General features: G+C 58.3%; 12 protein-coding genes. 5 read left to right on the forward strand and 7 right to left on the reverse strand.

The window, feature by feature from the left end:
* Positions 1 to 13 precede the first annotated feature (13 nt).
* The 4 genes from crcB to BK670_RS15280 form a co-directional block, all read right to left on the reverse strand.
* On the reverse strand, positions 14 to 388 hold the full coding sequence (crcB, locus tag BK670_RS15265) for a fluoride efflux transporter CrcB (RefSeq protein WP_007908079.1): 375 nt from the start codon (positions 386 to 388) through the stop codon (positions 14 to 16).
* Positions 388 to 1,710, reverse strand: a complete 1,323-nt coding sequence (locus tag BK670_RS15270; RefSeq protein WP_123450766.1) for a replication-associated recombination protein A — start codon at positions 1,708 to 1,710, stop codon at positions 388 to 390. The genes crcB and BK670_RS15270 overlap by 1 nt, the downstream gene beginning before the upstream one ends.
* A gap of 220 nt (positions 1,711 to 1,930) precedes the next feature.
* Positions 1,931 to 2,551, reverse strand: coding sequence for an outer membrane lipoprotein periplasmic chaperone LolA (gene lolA / locus BK670_RS15275; RefSeq protein ID WP_123450767.1), 621 nt, complete (start codon positions 2,549 to 2,551; stop codon positions 1,931 to 1,933).
* A 67-nt stretch (positions 2,552 to 2,618) separates the two neighbouring features.
* Positions 2,619 to 5,027 carry a DNA translocase FtsK gene (locus BK670_RS15280; RefSeq protein WP_034155142.1) on the reverse strand — a complete coding sequence of 803 codons (2,409 nt, stop codon included), beginning with the start codon at positions 5,025 to 5,027 and terminating at the stop codon, positions 2,619 to 2,621.
* Between the two features lie 488 nt (positions 5,028 to 5,515).
* On the opposite strand from BK670_RS15280, the gene aat reads away from it, so the two are divergent.
* From aat to infA, 3 genes are all read left to right on the forward strand, one after another.
* Complete coding sequence (gene aat / locus BK670_RS15290; RefSeq protein WP_123450769.1) at positions 5,516 to 6,196, forward strand: leucyl/phenylalanyl-tRNA--protein transferase; 681 nt, start codon at positions 5,516 to 5,518, stop codon at positions 6,194 to 6,196.
* A gap of 57 nt (positions 6,197 to 6,253) precedes the next feature.
* Entirely contained in the window at positions 6,254 to 6,961 is a 708-nt protein-coding gene (locus BK670_RS15295; RefSeq protein ID WP_123450770.1) for an arginyltransferase, read from the forward strand.
* A 112-nt stretch (positions 6,962 to 7,073) separates the two neighbouring features.
* Positions 7,074 to 7,292: a translation initiation factor IF-1 gene (infA, locus tag BK670_RS15300; protein ID WP_002553999.1), complete on the forward strand. Its 219-nt coding sequence runs from the start codon at positions 7,074 to 7,076 to the stop codon at positions 7,290 to 7,292.
* A gap of 978 nt (positions 7,293 to 8,270) precedes the next feature.
* On the opposite strand, the gene clpA is transcribed toward infA, so the two are convergent.
* Together clpA and clpS are read right to left on the reverse strand one after the other, a co-directional pair.
* The gene (clpA, locus tag BK670_RS15305; RefSeq protein ID WP_007964841.1) at positions 8,271 to 10,541 is read right to left on the reverse strand and encodes an ATP-dependent Clp protease ATP-binding subunit ClpA; all 2,271 of its coding nucleotides are present in this window, start codon (positions 10,539 to 10,541) and stop codon (positions 8,271 to 8,273) included.
* 30 nt (positions 10,542 to 10,571) lie between these two features.
* Complete coding sequence (clpS, locus tag BK670_RS15310) at positions 10,572 to 10,955, reverse strand: ATP-dependent Clp protease adapter ClpS (RefSeq protein ID WP_011334948.1); 384 nt, start codon at positions 10,953 to 10,955, stop codon at positions 10,572 to 10,574.
* Positions 10,956 to 11,179: 224 nt separating this feature from the next.
* On the opposite strand from clpS, the gene BK670_RS15315 reads away from it, so the two are divergent.
* A complete protein-coding gene (locus BK670_RS15315) occupies positions 11,180 to 11,467 on the forward strand; it encodes a cold shock domain-containing protein (RefSeq protein ID WP_123450771.1) in 288 nt (95 codons plus the stop codon).
* Between the two features lie 83 nt (positions 11,468 to 11,550).
* On the opposite strand, the gene icd is transcribed toward BK670_RS15315, so the two are convergent.
* Positions 11,551 to 12,807, reverse strand: a complete 1,257-nt coding sequence (gene icd / locus BK670_RS15320) for an NADP-dependent isocitrate dehydrogenase (RefSeq protein ID WP_034155137.1) — start codon at positions 12,805 to 12,807, stop codon at positions 11,551 to 11,553.
* Between the two features lie 481 nt (positions 12,808 to 13,288).
* On the opposite strand from icd, the gene BK670_RS15330 reads away from it, so the two are divergent.
* A complete protein-coding gene (locus tag BK670_RS15330) occupies positions 13,289 to 15,514 on the forward strand; it encodes an NADP-dependent isocitrate dehydrogenase (RefSeq protein ID WP_123450772.1) in 2,226 nt (741 codons plus the stop codon).
* The last annotated feature ends 55 nt before the right edge of the window (positions 15,515 to 15,569 follow it).

Here is a 15,569-nt window from a genome sequence, read left to right on the forward strand (position 1 = left end):
CGGTTTCTCGTTATCAAAGTTTGGTCAGGGACAGGCCAGCCCACGTCGCGAGCAGCCCGCCGAATACGCTGAGTGCCGCATAGCCCAGGGCCAGCGGCACTTGCCCGCTTTCCAGCAGGCGCACCGTATCCAGTGAAAAGGATGAAAAAGTCGTCAGCCCCCCGAGGAAGCCGACCATCAACCCGGCACGCACCTCGATCGGCACCTCCGGGCGTATCAAAAACAGGCCGTACAACACGCCAATCAGCAGACAGCCCACGATATTAACGGCCAGCGTCGCGGTATAGAAGTGCCGCGGCCAATTGGCGTTGACCCAATTGCCGGTGGCGAAGCGCAACAAGGTGCCGGCAACCCCGCCGGCGGAGACCGCAATGATCAATGGAAGCACTATTTTCTCCGTTGCCGAGGGCTTAAACGATCAAGTTGAGCGAGGTGGTTGAGCTTCTCGCCGATCTTCAACTCCAGGCCGCGCGGCACCGGTTGATAGAACGGGATGGGATCGAGCTCTTCCGGGAAATAGTCTTCGCCGGCAGCGTAAGCGTCCGGCTCGTCGTGGGCGTAACGGTATTCGTCACCGTAGCCCAATTGTTTCATCAGTTTGGTCGGCGCGTTGCGCAGGTGCAGCGGCACTTCCAGCGAACCGTTTTCAGCGGCGGCACGCAAGGCGGTTTTGAAGCCCATGTACACCGCGTTGCTTTTCGGCGCACAGGCCAGATAAGTGATGGCCTGGGCCACGGCCAACTCGCCTTCCGGGCTGCCGAGACGTTCCTGCACTTCCCATGCCGCGAGGCACAGACTGAGGGCGCGCGGGTCGGCGTTGCCGATGTCTTCGCTGGCCATGCGCACCACGCGTCGGGCCAGGTACAGCGGATCGCAACCGCCATCGATCATTCGCGCAAACCAGTACAACGCACCGTCGGGGTTGGAGCCGCGCACCGACTTGTGCAGCGCCGATATCTGGTCGTAGAACGCCTCGCCACCCTTGTCGAAACGCCGGCGGGTGTCGCCAAGCAGGCTCTGCAGCAGCTCGGTGCCGATTTCGCTGTTGTCTTCAGCCAGGTCCGAGGCGTTTTCCAGCAGGTTAAGCAGACGCCGGCCATCGCCATCGGCAGCCGACAGCAACATCTGGAAGCCTTCGTCGTTGAGCGTCAGGTTGCGCCTGCCCAGACCGCGCTCCTCGGTCAGTGCACGGCGCACCAGTTTGCGCAGTGCCGCTTCGTCGAGGCTTTTCAGCACGTAGACGCGGGCACGCGACAACAAGGCGTTGTTGAGTTCGAACGAAGGGTTTTCGGTGGTGGCGCCGATGAAGATCAGCGTGCCGTCTTCAACGTACGGCAGGAATGCGTCCTGCTGGGACTTGTTGAAACGGTGCACTTCATCGACGAACAAAATCGTGCGCTTGCCGTACTGGCCGGCCTGTTGCTTGGCGATTTCAACCGCCTGACGGATCTCCTTGACCCCGGCGAGCACCGCCGAGACCGTTTCGAAGTGCGCGTCCGAGACTTCCGCGAGCAACCGCGCCAAAGTGGTTTTACCCACGCCCGGCGGCCCCCAGAAGATCATCGAATGCAGGGCACCCTGCTCCAGCGCCTCACGCAGAGGCTTGCCGCGAGCGAGCACGTGCTCCTGACCGACGTACTCATCCAGATTGGTCGCACGCAAACGCGCGGCCAGTGGCTGGGCAATCGGTGCACTGCGAAACAGATCCATCACGTAGCGTTGAAACCTCGATTTTTCTGAAACCTGTTGATGACCCTGTGGCGAGGGGATTTATCCCCGTTGGGCTGCGAAGCGGCCCTGAAACCATTCGATGCGGTGTGTCAGAAAGAACTTGATTGCAGGTTTTGGGGCCGCTTCGCTGCCCAACGGGGATAAATCCCCTCGCCACAAAAGCCCCTCACCCAAACATCCCATCACAAGATCCAGGGGTTTATTCCTGAATCACGTCGGCACCCTTGGGGATGTCGAACTTGAACTTCGATGCCGAGACCGGCTCGTTGGCCTTGACCCCGGTAAACAGGATATTGGTGCGCTGACCGACGCTGTCGATCAGTTGCATGTCGTTGAGCAGACCGTTGCGGAACGACAGACGCAGGTTATCGAACAAGGTGTCCTTGGTTTTCGGCTTCAGAGTGAAGTCGATCACGCCGCCCGCCTCTTTCGCGGTGATATCAAAACTCTGGCTGATCTTCGACACATCACCGGACAGCAGCAACGCCGGGGTCTGGGTCAGACGCTCGTCGAGCTTCTTGATGGTCGCCTGTTCCAGATCAGGGTCCCACAGGGTGACTTTCTTGCCGTCGGAGACCATGGTCTGCTCGGCCGGCGCATTGGTGTGCCAGTAGAACAGGCCCGGGCGCTGCAGGGTCATGTTGCCGGTGGTTTCCTGCAACTGCGTGCCGCTGCCGTCGAGGGTCAGCTGCGAGAAATTCGCGCTCAGGGTTTTGGATGTTTCCAGCAATTGAGTCAGACGCGCCACGTCCTTGTCATCGGCGTGGGCCGTGAGAGTGGTCAGCGCCAGTACTGGCAGCAGCATGCGGATAAGACGCATGGGAGTCCTCTTGAATACTTGTTGGGAGAGCGGCGGCACATCATTGTCCCGCCTCTTGCGTTTGCAATCAGTCGCGTACCGGGCCCGGGGCCAGGACTTCACGGGAACCGTTGGTGTTCATCGAGGTGACGACGCCGGCCATTTCCATGGCTTCGATCATCCGTGCGGCGCGGTTGTAGCCGATCTTCAGCTTGCGCTGTACCGCGGAAATCGAGGCGCGACGGCTTTCCAGTACAAACTGTACAGCTTCGTCGTACAGCGCGTCCGCTTCCGGATCATCGCCGTCGCCGCCGCCACTGCTGCCTTCAAAACCGCTGCCGGCTTCTTCGACACCGTTGAGGATGTCGTCGTTATATTCCGGTGCGCCGCGCAGTTTCCACGCTTCGACCACACGGTGGACTTCATCGTCGGATACGAATGCGCCGTGAACCCGAATCGGCAGGCTGGTGCCCGGCGGCATGTAGAGCATGTCACCGTGACCGAGCAGTTGTTCGGCACCACCCTGATCGATGATGGTGCGGGAGTCGATCTTGCTCGACACCTGGAACGCCATACGCGTCGGAATGTTGGCCTTGATCAGACCGGTGATCACGTCAACCGACGGCCGCTGAGTCGCGAGGATCAGGTGAATACCCGCCGCACGGGCCTTCTGGGCGATACGGGCGATCAGTTCTTCAACCTTCTTGCCGACGATCATCATCATGTCGGCGAATTCGTCGACCACCACGACGATGGTCGGCAGTTTCTGCAGCAGCGGCGCTTCGTCGTGGATGCTTTCGCGTTTGTACAGCGGATCGCTCAATGGCTCGCCGGCGTCCTGGGCTTCCTTGACCTTGGCGTTGAAGCCGGACAGGTTGCGCACGCCCATCTTCGCCATCAGCTTGTAGCGCCGTTCCATCTCGGCAACGCTCCAGCGCAAGGCGTTGGCGGCGTCCTTCATGTCGGTCACGACCGGGCACAGCAGGTGCGGAATGCCTTCGTAGATCGACAGTTCCAACATTTTCGGGTCGATCATGATCAGCTTGGCGTCTTCCGGGCCGGACTTGAACAGGATCGACAGGATCATCGCGTTCACACCCACCGACTTACCGGAACCGGTCGTACCGGCCACCAGCAAATGCGGCATCTTCGCCAGGTCAGTAATGACCGGCTTACCGCCGATATCGTGACCGAGCGCCAGGGTAACCGGCGATTTGAAGTTGTCGTATTCAGGCGTCGACAGCACCTCGGAGAAGCGCACGATCTGCCGGTCTTCGTTGGGAATCTCGATACCGACGGTGGTCTTGCCCGGAATCACCTCAACCACCCGCACACTGGTCACGGCCAGAGAACGTGCAAGGTCTTTGGCGAGGTTGGCGATGCGGCTGACTTTAACGCCAGCGGCAGGCTGGATTTCGTAACGGGTAATCACCGGGCCCGGGTGAATCGAATCCACCGTGACCTCAACACCGAACTCCTTGAGCTTGATCTCCAGCAGATGGCCGACCGCCGCCAGGGATTCCGGTGAGTAATTGAGTTGTTTCTTTTCCGCCGGATCAAGAATCGAAATCGGCGGCAAGGTGCCTTCCACGGCGCTGTCGACGAACAACGGCACCTGCTTCTCTTTCTGCACACGCTTGCTTGGTTCGGGCGCTTTGGCCGGGGCCGGGGCGATAACCGGCGGCACTTGTTTCTCGCGATCGGACATGTGCTTGCTCAGGGCTTGCTCACGTTCGATCAGGCGTTCTTTGACTTTGGCCTGCTCACGTTTGTCGGTGACCGTCGGCGCGACCACATCGTGGACGCGATCATCGACTTCACGCAGTTGCGCGACCAGCTGTTTGCGCTCGGTACGCGCCGACCACCAACGGTTGAGCGCACCCTGGAACAGTTCGAACAGATCGAGAGTGATCTTGCCGGTGATGTCCATCACCTTGAACCACGACAGGTCGGTAAACACCGTCAGGCCGAACAGGAACAACGCGATGAACAACAGGGTGCTGCCCTGAATGTTCAGTGCGTTCTTCGCCAGATTGCCGAGGCTTTCGCCCAGCGCGCCACCAGCACCCGCCGGCAGACCCGAGGCCGCGTGAAAATGCAGATGCGCCAGCGCCGCGCCGGACAGCACCAGAAACACCAGACCGATCAGACGCCAGGAGAACAGCCAGCCGCTCCACTGCCAAGGCTCGTGGCGCTGGCGGAAGATCTGATAGGCCTTGATCGCCAGCAGCAACGGGAAGATATACGCGAAGTAACCCAGCACCATGAACAGGATGTCGGCGCTGTAGGAGCCCGCCGGGCCGCCGAAATTCTGTACGTCATCGATCTTGCTATTGTGGCTCCAGCCCGGATCGTCCTTGCCGTAGGTCAGCAAAGCCATCATGAGGAACAGGCACAAGGCACCGATGGCGATCAATGCACCTTCCTTGAGCCGGTAGTGCAACTGTTGGCGCCAGAGCGGAACGACTGTTTTTGGTGCTTCGGTGGATTTCTTCAAAACGCTTCTTTTCCTGCGCCCGAGGCGCGTCCATCTATTGAATGACGATAAAAAACTGCCCAATCCAGGCAGGTAAAAAAGTTGACGGGCACAACTGGGACTACTTTTAACACTGCACCGCCGTTTTTATGAACGGTGCACAGCGAATATTCTGTAACAGCTCGGCATTGTACGGGTTTGTGCGTCGGATGCCATGCTTCAAACCCCACTGTAGAGCATAGCCAAGCGCGCAAAACCTGCGGTTCAATTTGAGCACGCATTGTGTTTTGTGACAAAGGCTTATGAGGTGTATTTGATGAACGTAGCGAAGCATTGCCAAGCGATTGCAGGCCAACCCGCAGCGCTCGCTTACGACCGCATTAAACTCGCCAAGTTGCAGCACGCTCTGCGTCGAGCAGGATCGGCACGACATTCGTGTCATTTAACGGCACACTTTAGCGCGGGCCGAACAGCCCGCACCGCCCTCCCCTTCTGCAAGCCTGGATGCCATGCTGACTTGGTTACAACGTAATTCCCTGACTTTTCCACCACTGGAAAAGGCCATGCGCGACCCCAATGGATTGCTCGCCGCGGGTGGCGACCTGTCTGCCGATCGGCTGATTCAGGCATATCGCCATGGTTGCTTTCCGTGGTTCTCCGAGGGGCAACCAATTCTCTGGTGGTCGCCAGATCCTCGTACCGTCCTGTTTCCCGACGAACTGCATGTCTCGCGCAGCCTGGGCAAGTTGCTGCGAAAGGAACGCTACCAGGTCACATTCGATCAGGACTTTGAAGCGGTCATCCACGCTTGCGCTGCACCGCGCGATTACGCCGACGGCACCTGGATCACCGAAGCCATGCAGGACGCCTACGTTGAGTTGCACCGGCGCGGCTTCGCCCATTCGGTGGAGGTCTGGGATCAGGGCGAACTGGTCGGCGGCCTGTACGGCCTGGCGATGGGCCAACTGTTTTTCGGCGAGTCGATGTTCAGCCGCGCTGACAATGCCTCGAAATTCGGCTTTGCCACCCTGGTGCGCCATCTTAAAGAATCGGGATTCGTGCTGATCGACTGCCAGATGCCGACCGATCATCTGCACAGCCTCGGCGCCCGAGCGATTCCTCGCCACGAATTCGCCGACTATCTGACCTGCCACCTGGATCAATCCAATCGTGCCACCTGGGTTTGCTGAGCGACTTTTGCGCGCGTGGCTTACACTTAATTCACCAGCTTATCCCGAGGGTTGATCATGACCGAGTTGGCGCGTTTGAAGTTCTATGCCACTCAGCCTCACTCTTGCAGTTATCTGCCCGAAGAGCAGGCCACGACCCTGTTTCTCGATCCGAGTCAGCCCATGGATGTGCATGTCTACGCAGACCTGTCGGAAATGGGCTTTCGTCGTAGCGGCGATCATCTGTACCGCCCGCATTGCCAGAACTGCAATGCGTGCGTGCCGGCGCGCATTCCCGTGGCGCAGTTCATTCCCAATCGTCAGCAGAAGCGGATTTTCAAGCGCAACACGGATTTGCAGGTGCGCCCGGCCAAACCACAATTCAGCGAAGAATATTTCGATCTGTACCAGCGTTACATCGAACAGCGTCACGCCGACGGCGACATGTATCCGCCGAGCCGTGATCAATTCGCGACGTTCCTTGTGCGCGATTTGCCGTTCTCGCGCTTTTACGAGTTCCGACTCGACGGACGGTTGCTCGCCGTGGCGGTCACCGATTTGCTGCCGAACGGGCTGTCGGCGGTGTACACCTTCTACGAACCGGCCGAAGAACGCCGCAGCCTTGGCCGATTTGCCATCCTCTGGCAAATCGCTGAAGCACAGCGTCTCGGGCTTGAGGCGGTGTACCTCGGTTACTGGATCAAGAACTGCAAAAAGATGAACTACAAGACGCAATATCGCCCCATCGAATTGCTGATTAATCAGCGCTGGGTGATCCTCAACTAAACCCAAGCCGTAAACCCCTTGGCGTAAACCCCATTTTTCGGGCACAATGCACGCCGCTTTTGCCTGGCGCAGTTGCACCGGGCCATTCATTGGATACCGAGGGCTTTACTGCATGTCGAAAGAAGACAGCTTCGAAATGGAAGGCACTGTCGTCGACACCCTGCCCAACACCATGTTTCGTGTGGAGTTGGAAAATGGGCACGTCGTAACCGCGCATATTTCCGGCAAGATGCGCAAGAACTACATTCGTATTCTTACCGGTGACAAAGTGCGCGTCGAGCTGACGCCCTATGACTTGAGCAAAGGGCGCATCACTTACCGCGCTCGTTAATCAAGTCAATACAGAACGCCCGGTTTATGCCGGGCGTTTTTGTATCTGCGTATTGGGGTTTGGGGATTGGGATTGGGGGCATATCCGTTGCTGCGGGTGCTGCCGCTGGCGGTTTCGCTCTTACAGCGAGTCCCTTTTTCAAACGCCAAAAAGGAACCAAAAGGCTTTGCCCCTGGCGTACGGCCCGCTCGCTGGGGCTCGGGGTTCCCGAGCTACGGTGTCCATCCGGGGGCATCGCCTACGGTTTGCTTCGCTGCACCTCCTCTCGATGTATGCGGCTACGCCGCACGGCGCTGCGCGCCTAACCCCGGATGAACACCTCCGCTCGGCCTGCCGATGGGGCAAAAGATCAAAAGCCAAAGCAAGATCACAAGCCAGATCAAAAGCCCCTCACCCTAACCCTCCCGAAACGTCGGACCGCCCGTAGGGAGAGGGGACTGACCGAGGTGTTTGGGAGAGCTACGCCGACGCGCGATACCGTGTTGAACTCAGATTCTGAAAGGCTCACAAATCGGCTCCCTCTCCCTCGGGAGAGGGCTGGGGTGAGGGGCAAGAGCACCACAAACCCAAAGCCGAACACCCGCTCTTCACCACTCAATAGGCCGAGTGTCAGCTCGCCTACTCTTGATCTTGATCTGTAAGGCGACGTCGGAAGGCTGAGTGGAGGGATTGATCCGGGGGGTGGGAGCGTAGCGACCGTTTGGCGAAGCCGAACACAGCGAGAGGAGGTGCAGCGAAGCAAACCGTAGGCGCTGCGCCCGGATCGATCCCGGAGCGAAGGAACCCCGAGCCCCAGCGAGCGGGCCGCACGTAGGAGCAAGCGTTTTTTGCTTACTTTTTTTGGCGTTTGAAAAAAAGTGAGTCGCCGTAAGGGCGAAACCCTAAGCCGCCGTTACCGCAGCAACGGATATACACACAAAACGCAAAAACACCAGACAACAAAAAGGCGCCCGAAGGCGCCCTCTTGATCTAAGGCCCTCAGGCCATTTCTGCGGTAGTTTCGAAGTCAAACGTCAACTCACCATCCTTGATGTCGATGTGCACCACACCGCCATGCTCGGCCAGCTCGCCAAACAGAATCTCCTCCGCCAGCGGACGCTTGATCTTGTCCTGGATCAGACGCGCCATCGGACGCGCACCCATCGCCGAGTCATAACCACCCGCCGCCAGCCAACTACGCGCAGCATCAGTGACCTCAAGCAGGACACGCTTGTCTTCCAGCTGCGCCTGAAGCTCGGTAAGGAACTTGTCCACCACACTTTTGATGACCTCATGACTGAGGCGACCAAACTGGATGATGGTGTCCAGACGGTTACGGAATTCCGGCGTGAAGCTCTTCTTGATCACTTCCATCGCATCAGACGAGTGGTCCTGATGGGTGAAACCGATCGAAGCACGCGCCGCCGTTTCGGCACCGGCGTTGGTGGTCATGATCACGATCACATTGCGGAAGTCCGCCTTGCGCCCGTTGTTGTCGGTCAGCGTACCGTGATCCATCACCTGCAGAAGCAGGTTGAAGACTTCCGGGTGCGCCTTCTCGATTTCATCGAGCAGCAACACGCAGTGCGGCTGCTTGGTGATCGCCTCGGTCAACAGACCGCCTTGATCGAAACCGACATAGCCTGGAGGCGCACCGATCAGACGCGATACGGTGTGACGCTCCATGTACTCGGACATATCGAAGCGAACCAGTTCAATCCCCAAGGCCTTGGCCAATTGCCGCGCGGCCTCGGTTTTACCGACCCCGGTCGGACCTGCGAACAGGAACGAACCGACTGGTTTGTCAGGCGACTTGAGGCCGGCGCGGGATAGCTTGATCGCAGTCGACAGCGAATCGATCGCCGCGTCCTGACCAAACACCGTCAGCTTCAGGTCACGCTCCAGGTTACGCAGCAGTTCCTTGTCGGAACTGGTGACGTGCTTCGGCGGAATCCGTGCGATTTTCGCCACGATGTCTTCGACCTGCGGCACTTCGATACGCTTGACGCGCATCTCCACCGGTTGCAGACGCTGGTAGGCGCCCGCCTCGTCGATTACGTCGATGGCCTTGTCCGGCATATGCCGGTCATTGATGTAGCGCGACGCCAGCTCAGCAGCCGCGCGCAACGACTCATCGCTGTACTCGATATTGTGGTGCTGCTCGAAACGCCCTTTCAGACCGCGCAGGATACCGATGGTGTCTTCCACCGACGGCTCGACGACATCAACCTTCTGGAAGCGACGCGCCAAAGCACGGTCCTTCTCGAAGATGCCGCGGAATTCCTGGAACGTGGTCGAGCCGATGCAGCGAATGTCGCCAGACGACAGCAGCGGCTTGAGCAGGTTCGAAGCATCCATCACGCCACCGGACGCAGCGCCGGCACCGATGATGGTGTGGATTTCGTCGATGAACAGGATCGCCTGCGGACGTTTTTTCAGTTCATTGAGCAGCGCTTTGAAGCGCTTCTCGAAATCACCGCGATACTTGGTGCCCGCGAGCAGAGCGCCAAGATCGAGCGAGTAAACAACGCTGTTGGCCAGCAAGTCCGGCACCTGGTTGTCGACAATGCGCTTGGCCAGGCCTTCGGCAATCGCGGTTTTACCCACGCCTGCTTCACCGACCAGCAGCGGATTGTTTTTGCGCCGGCGCGCGAGGATCTGCGCGACACGCTCGACTTCCGACTCACGGCCGACCAGCGGGTCGATGCGACCCTGGCGCGCGAGTTCGTTGAGGTTGCTGGCATAAGCATCCAGAGGATTGCCTGAAGAAGAAGACTCACCGCCCTCGTCGTCCTGCATATCTTGTTCACCTTCAGAGTGATCGCCATGCCCCGGCACTTTGGAAATGCCATGAGCGATGTAGTTGACGACATCGATCCGTGCAACGCTCTGCTGTTTCAGCAGGAACACGGCCTGACTCTCTTGCTCACTGAAGATTGCAACCAGCACGTTGGCGCCGGTTACTTCGCGTTTGCCCGAGCTCTGTACGTGGAAAACAGCACGTTGCAGTACACGCTGGAAGCCCAGGGTTGGCTGGGTTTCACGATCTTCGTCATGAACGGGGATCAATGGCGTGGTGGAGTCGATGAACTCCTGCAGGTCATGCTTGAGTTTGTCGAGGTTTGCGCCACAGGCACGCAAAACGGTGGCGGCAGCCTCATTATCCAATAGGGCCAGCAAAAGGTGTTCGACGGTCATGAATTCATGACGCTTCGAACGAGCCTCCTTGAAGGCTAGATTGAGGGTGACTTCGAGCTCGCGGTTTAACATAGCTTCACCTCATACCCAAGTGGTCGGCGATTAACCGTCCTTCTCGATTTCACAGAGTAGCGGATGCTGGCTTTCCCTGGCGTACTGGTTGACCTGCATGGCCTTTGTCTCGGCGATGTCGCGGGTAAACACTCCACATACTGCCCGCCCTTCTGTGTGGACGGCCAGCATGACCTTGGTCGCCAGCTCGCGATTCAGGTTAAAAAACACCTCGAGCACTTCGACGACGAAATCCATCGGTGTGTAGTCATCATTAAACAAAACCACCTTGTACATCGGCGGCGCCTGTAACGCAGGCTTTGCTTCCTGAACAGCAACGCCTGCCGAATCGTCGTCGTGCTCCTGTGGAAGATCCTTTTGGAGAAGCGGGCGATCCTGATTGAATGTTAGTCGAATCTGGCTGATTGCATGCATGGAAAGAAAGGTTCGTCAGTTGTGCAAATACAGTGGTGGGGGCGGCTGTACACGTTTTCAACTCCGACTGCCCGGTCACCTTGACTATCGGGAAAACGGTGTTACAACCAATAGAGCCCACAGTGGGTAAAAAAGATCCGCGGAGTCAATTCTTTTCACGAATAAGATTGCGGATGAATTGGATGATACTCCAGCGATGGAGTCTGTTGCAGAGGGATTTGAGCATGGCTGTCGGCAAGGTGAAATGGTTCAACAATGCCAAGGGATTCGGCTTTATCAATACCGATGCCCGCGAAGGCCGCGATGAAGACGGAAAAGACATTGATTTCTTTGCGCACTACTCCGCCATTGAGATGGACGGGTATAAAACCCTCAAGGCCGGACAAGCCGTGGCTTTCGATATTGTTCAAGGCCCCAAAGGGCTGCATGCCGTAAAAATCACAAACGTCATCACCGAACCATCCAGTGCCGCCGAGAGTGCTGCTGTCGGCGCTGCCAAAGCGATGAGCTGACTGATTCTCACCTGAATTCTCTTGGCAATAAAAAACCGCCTGACTCAGTAAATGAGGCAGGCGGTTTTTATGTGCCGGCGTTTTTACATGTGCGAAATCAGCGCATCCCCGAAGCCCGAAGACGAAACCAGCTTCGCCCCGTCCATCAGACGCTCGAAGTCATAGGTCACGGTCTTGGCACCGATGGCGCCGTTGGTGCCCTTGATGATCAGATCCGCTGCTTCAGTCCAGCCCATGTGCCGCAGCATCATTTCCGCCGAAAGAATCAGCGAACCCGGGTTGACCTGATCCTTGCCGGCGTACTTCGGCGCCGTACCGTGGGTCGCTTCGAACATCGCTACGGTGTCGGACAGGTTGGCGCCCGGCGCGATACCGATACCGCCCACTTCCGCCGCCAGGGCGTCGGAGAGGTAGTCACCGTTCAGGTTAAGCGTCGCGATCACATCGTATTCGGCCGGGCGCAGCAGGATCTGCTGGAGCATGGCGTCGGCGATGGCGTCTTTGACCACAACGTTCTTGCCGGTTTTCGGGTTCTTGAACTGCATCCACGGACCGCCGTCGAGCAGAGTCGCGCCGAATTCTTCGGCCGCCACTTCGTAGGCCCACTCTTTGAAGGCACCTTCGGTGAACTTCATGATGTTGCCTTTGTGCACGATGGTCAGCGAATCGCGGTCATTGTCGACCACATACTGCAGGGCCTTGCGCGCCAGGCGCTTGGTGCCTTCCAGCGAAACCGGCTTGACGCCGATGCCGCAGTTTTCGTCGAAACGGATCTTGGTGACGCCCATTTCTTCTTTAAGGAATTTGATGACTTTGGTGGCTTCCGGCGAACCGGCCTTCCACTCAATACCGGCGTAGATGTCTTCGGAGTTCTCGCGGAAGATGGTCATGTCGACGTCGCCAGGCTTTTTCACCGGGCTTGGCACGCCTTCGAACCAGCGCACCGGGCGCAGGCAGACGTACAGGTCGAGTTGCTGACGCAGGGCCACGTTCAGCGAACGGATGCCGCCACCGACCGGAGTGGTCAGCGGACCTTTGATGGAAACCACGTAATCCTTGACCGCGTCCAGGGTTTCCTGAGGCAGCCAGGTGTCCTGATCGTAAACCTGAGTGGCTTTTTCCCCGGCGTAGACTTCCATCCAGGAAATCTTGCGTTTACCGCCGTATGCCTTTTGAACTGCAGCATCGACAACCTTGATCATCACCGGGCTGATGTCGACACCAATGCCGTCACCTTCGATGAAGGGGATGATCGGGTTATCAGGAACATTGAGAGAATGGTCTGCATTGACGGTGATTTTGTCGCCGACGGCTGGAACCTGAATCTTCTTGTAACCCATGCTGAACTCCATTGTTTGGATTGAACATCTGGCTTGGTTCGAGCGTAACCCAGTTAAATCAACACGCAAACCCTCTGTTCGTGGCGCGCCTACATCTCGTTTCGTACAAGCCTGAAAGCAAAGGGAAAAGCGCCAAACTCAAGCATTCGCGACGACTCTACGCCCCACCCTGCCCTGCGACCTTTAGACCAATGGACGAGAATCGTTGCATATGAACCATCGGCAGATTGCCAGCTACCTATGTATAATGCCGCCCGCTGACCACAGGGTCACGACGGCTGGCCTCTCTAGCACGAGACTTTCCGCCTGATTGGTCGGGTTGTTACCGCAGTCCGACTGCTTGACGCTCTACTGATGCACCCAACATCACCGCGAAGAATCTCGACATTCGGTTCATGGATGACTTTGAACGAACGCGCTTACCCGGCGCCCCTCGAGTTTCTGCGCACGCTTTAGCAAAGAAGAGAGAGTTAATCCGAATATGCCCACCCGCTCGAAGATCATCTATACCTTCACCGACGAAGCTCCAGCCCTCGCCACCTATTCCCTGCTGCCGATCATCGAGGCTTACACCGCCTCGGCCGATATCGCCGTGGAAACCCGCGATATCTCTCTTGCAGCACGTATTCTGGCCAGCTTCCCCGAGCAACTGGGCGACAAAGCCGTAGCCGACCACCTCGCTGAACTGGGCGACCTGGCCGTTACGCCTGAAGCCAACATCATCAAGCTGCCGAACATCAGCGCTTCGGTGCCACAGCTGCAAGCCGCGATCAAAGAGCTGCAAGCTCAGGGTTACAACCTGCCGGACTACCCGGAAACCGTGACCAGCGATGCCGACAAAGACGCCAAGGCGCGTTACGACAAGGTCAAGGGCAGCGCCGTGAACCCGGTTCTGCGTGAAGGCAACTCTGACCGCCGCGCTCCGCTGTCGGTTAAAAACTACGCACGCAAGCACCCGCACAAAATGGGCGCCTGGGCCAAAGACTCCAAGTCCCACGTCGCTCACATGAGCACCGGCGATTTCTACGGCAGCGAAAAAGCTGCCCTGATCGACGCCGCTGACGCTGTGAAGATCGAGCTGATCGCCAAGGACGGTACCGCTACCGTTCTGAAAGAAAAAACCACCGTTCAGGCCGGCGAGATCCTCGACTGCGCCGTGATGAGCAAAAACGCCCTGCGTGCGTTCATCGCTGCTGAAATCGAAAGCGCCAAGGCCCAGGGCGTGCTGCTGTCGGTGCACCTGAAAGCGACCATGATGAAGGTCTCCGACCCGATCATGTTCGGCCAGATCGTTGCCGAGTTCTATAAAGACGCCCTGACCAAGCACGCTGACGTGCTGGCCGAGATCGGCTTCAACCTGAACAACGGCATCGGCGATCTGTACGCGCGCATCAAGGCCCTGCCGGCTGAGCAGCAAGCTCAGATCGAAGCTGACATGGCAGCGGTCTACGCTGCTCGCCCATCGCTGGCGATGGTCAACTCCGACAAAGGCATCACCAACCTGCACGTGCCGAGCGACGTGATCGTCGACGCTTCGATGCCGGCAATGATCCGTGACTCCGGCAAGATGTGGGGCACCGACGGTCAGCTGCACGACACCAAGGCGGTGATCCCGGATCGTTGCTACGCGACCATCTACCAGGCTGTGATTGAAGATTGCAAAGCCAATGGCGCTTTCGACCCGACCACCATGGGCAGCGTGCCAAACGTTGGCCTGATGGCGAAGAAAGCCGAAGAGTACGGCTCGCACGACAAGACCTTCCAGATCAAGGCTGACGGCGTTGTTCGCGTTACCGACAGCAAGGGCAAGCTGCTGATGGAACAGGCCGTTGAAGCCGGCGACATCTTCCGCATGTGCCAGACCAAAGACGCGCCGATCCAGGACTGGGTCAAACTGGCCGTCAACCGCGCTCGCGCGAGCAGCACTCCAGCGATCTTCTGGCTGGACCCGATGCGCGCTCACGACGGCGTAGTGATCGAGAAGGTTCAGGCTTACCTGAAGGATCACGACACCACCGGTCTGGACATCCAGATCATGGCGCCGGTCGACGCCATGAAGTTCACCCTGCAGCGCACCCGCGAAGGCAAGGACACCATTTCGGTGACCGGCAACGTACTGCGCGACTACCTGACCGACCTGTTCCCGATCATGGAACTGGGCACCAGCGCCAAGATGCTGTCGATCGTGCCGCTGATGAACGGCGGCGGCCTGTTCGAAACCGGCGCCGGCGGTTCGGCTCCGAAGCATGTGCAGCAACTGGTTGAAGAGAACTTCCTGCGCTGGGATTCGCTGGGCGAATTCCTCGCACTGGCAGCGTCCCTTGAGCATTTGGGTGTGAACTACAACAACCCGAAAGCACTGGTTCTGTCGAAAACCCTGGATCAGGCCACCGGCCAGTTCCTCGACAACAACAAGTCGCCATCGCGCAAAGTCGGCAACATCGACAACCGCGGCAGCCACTTCTACCTGGCGATGTACTGGGCTCAGGCCCTGGCCGCCCAGACTGAAGACGCTGCACTGCAAGCGCAGTTCGCGACTTTGGCCAAAACCCTGACCGAGAACGAAGCAACCATCGTTGCCGAGCTCAACGCCGTTCAGGGCAAGCCAGTCGACATCGGCGGTTACTACCACGCCAATGCCGAGCTGATCAGCAAGGCCATGCGCCCAAGCGCAACCCTCAACGCGGCGATTGCTGCGCTGGTTTAAGGTTGTAGCGCGGTAAACAAACCCCGGCCCTGTGCCGGGGTTTGTGTTTCTGCTG

The sequence above is a fragment of the Pseudomonas fluorescens genome (assembly GCF_003732425.1).
Taxonomy (GTDB): domain Bacteria; phylum Pseudomonadota; class Gammaproteobacteria; order Pseudomonadales; family Pseudomonadaceae; genus Aquipseudomonas; species Aquipseudomonas fluorescens_BE.

Bases quoted from the DNA above. Each gene is read 5' to 3' on its own strand.
- BK670_RS15270 (WP_123450766.1), bottom strand. From the start codon at position 1,710: ATGGATCTGTTTCGCAGTGCACCGATTGCCCAGCCACTGGCCGCGCGT.
- lolA (WP_123450767.1), bottom strand. From the start codon at position 2,551: ATGCGTCTTATCCGCATGCTGCTGCCAGTACTGGCGCTGACCACTCTC.
- aat (WP_123450769.1), top strand. From the start codon at position 5,516: ATGCTGACTTGGTTACAACGTAATTCCCTGACTTTTCCACCACTGGAA.
- BK670_RS15295 (WP_123450770.1), top strand. From the start codon at position 6,254: ATGACCGAGTTGGCGCGTTTGAAGTTCTATGCCACTCAGCCTCACTCT.
- infA (WP_002553999.1), top strand. From the start codon at position 7,074: ATGTCGAAAGAAGACAGCTTCGAAATGGAAGGCACTGTCGTCGACACC.
- clpA (WP_007964841.1), bottom strand. From the start codon at position 10,541: ATGTTAAACCGCGAGCTCGAAGTCACCCTCAATCTAGCCTTCAAGGAG.
- clpS (WP_011334948.1), bottom strand. From the start codon at position 10,955: ATGCATGCAATCAGCCAGATTCGACTAACATTCAATCAGGATCGCCCG.
- BK670_RS15315 (WP_123450771.1), top strand. From the start codon at position 11,180: ATGGCTGTCGGCAAGGTGAAATGGTTCAACAATGCCAAGGGATTCGGC.
- icd (WP_034155137.1), bottom strand. From the start codon at position 12,807: ATGGGTTACAAGAAGATTCAGGTTCCAGCCGTCGGCGACAAAATCACC.
- BK670_RS15330 (WP_123450772.1), top strand. From the start codon at position 13,289: ATGCCCACCCGCTCGAAGATCATCTATACCTTCACCGACGAAGCTCCA.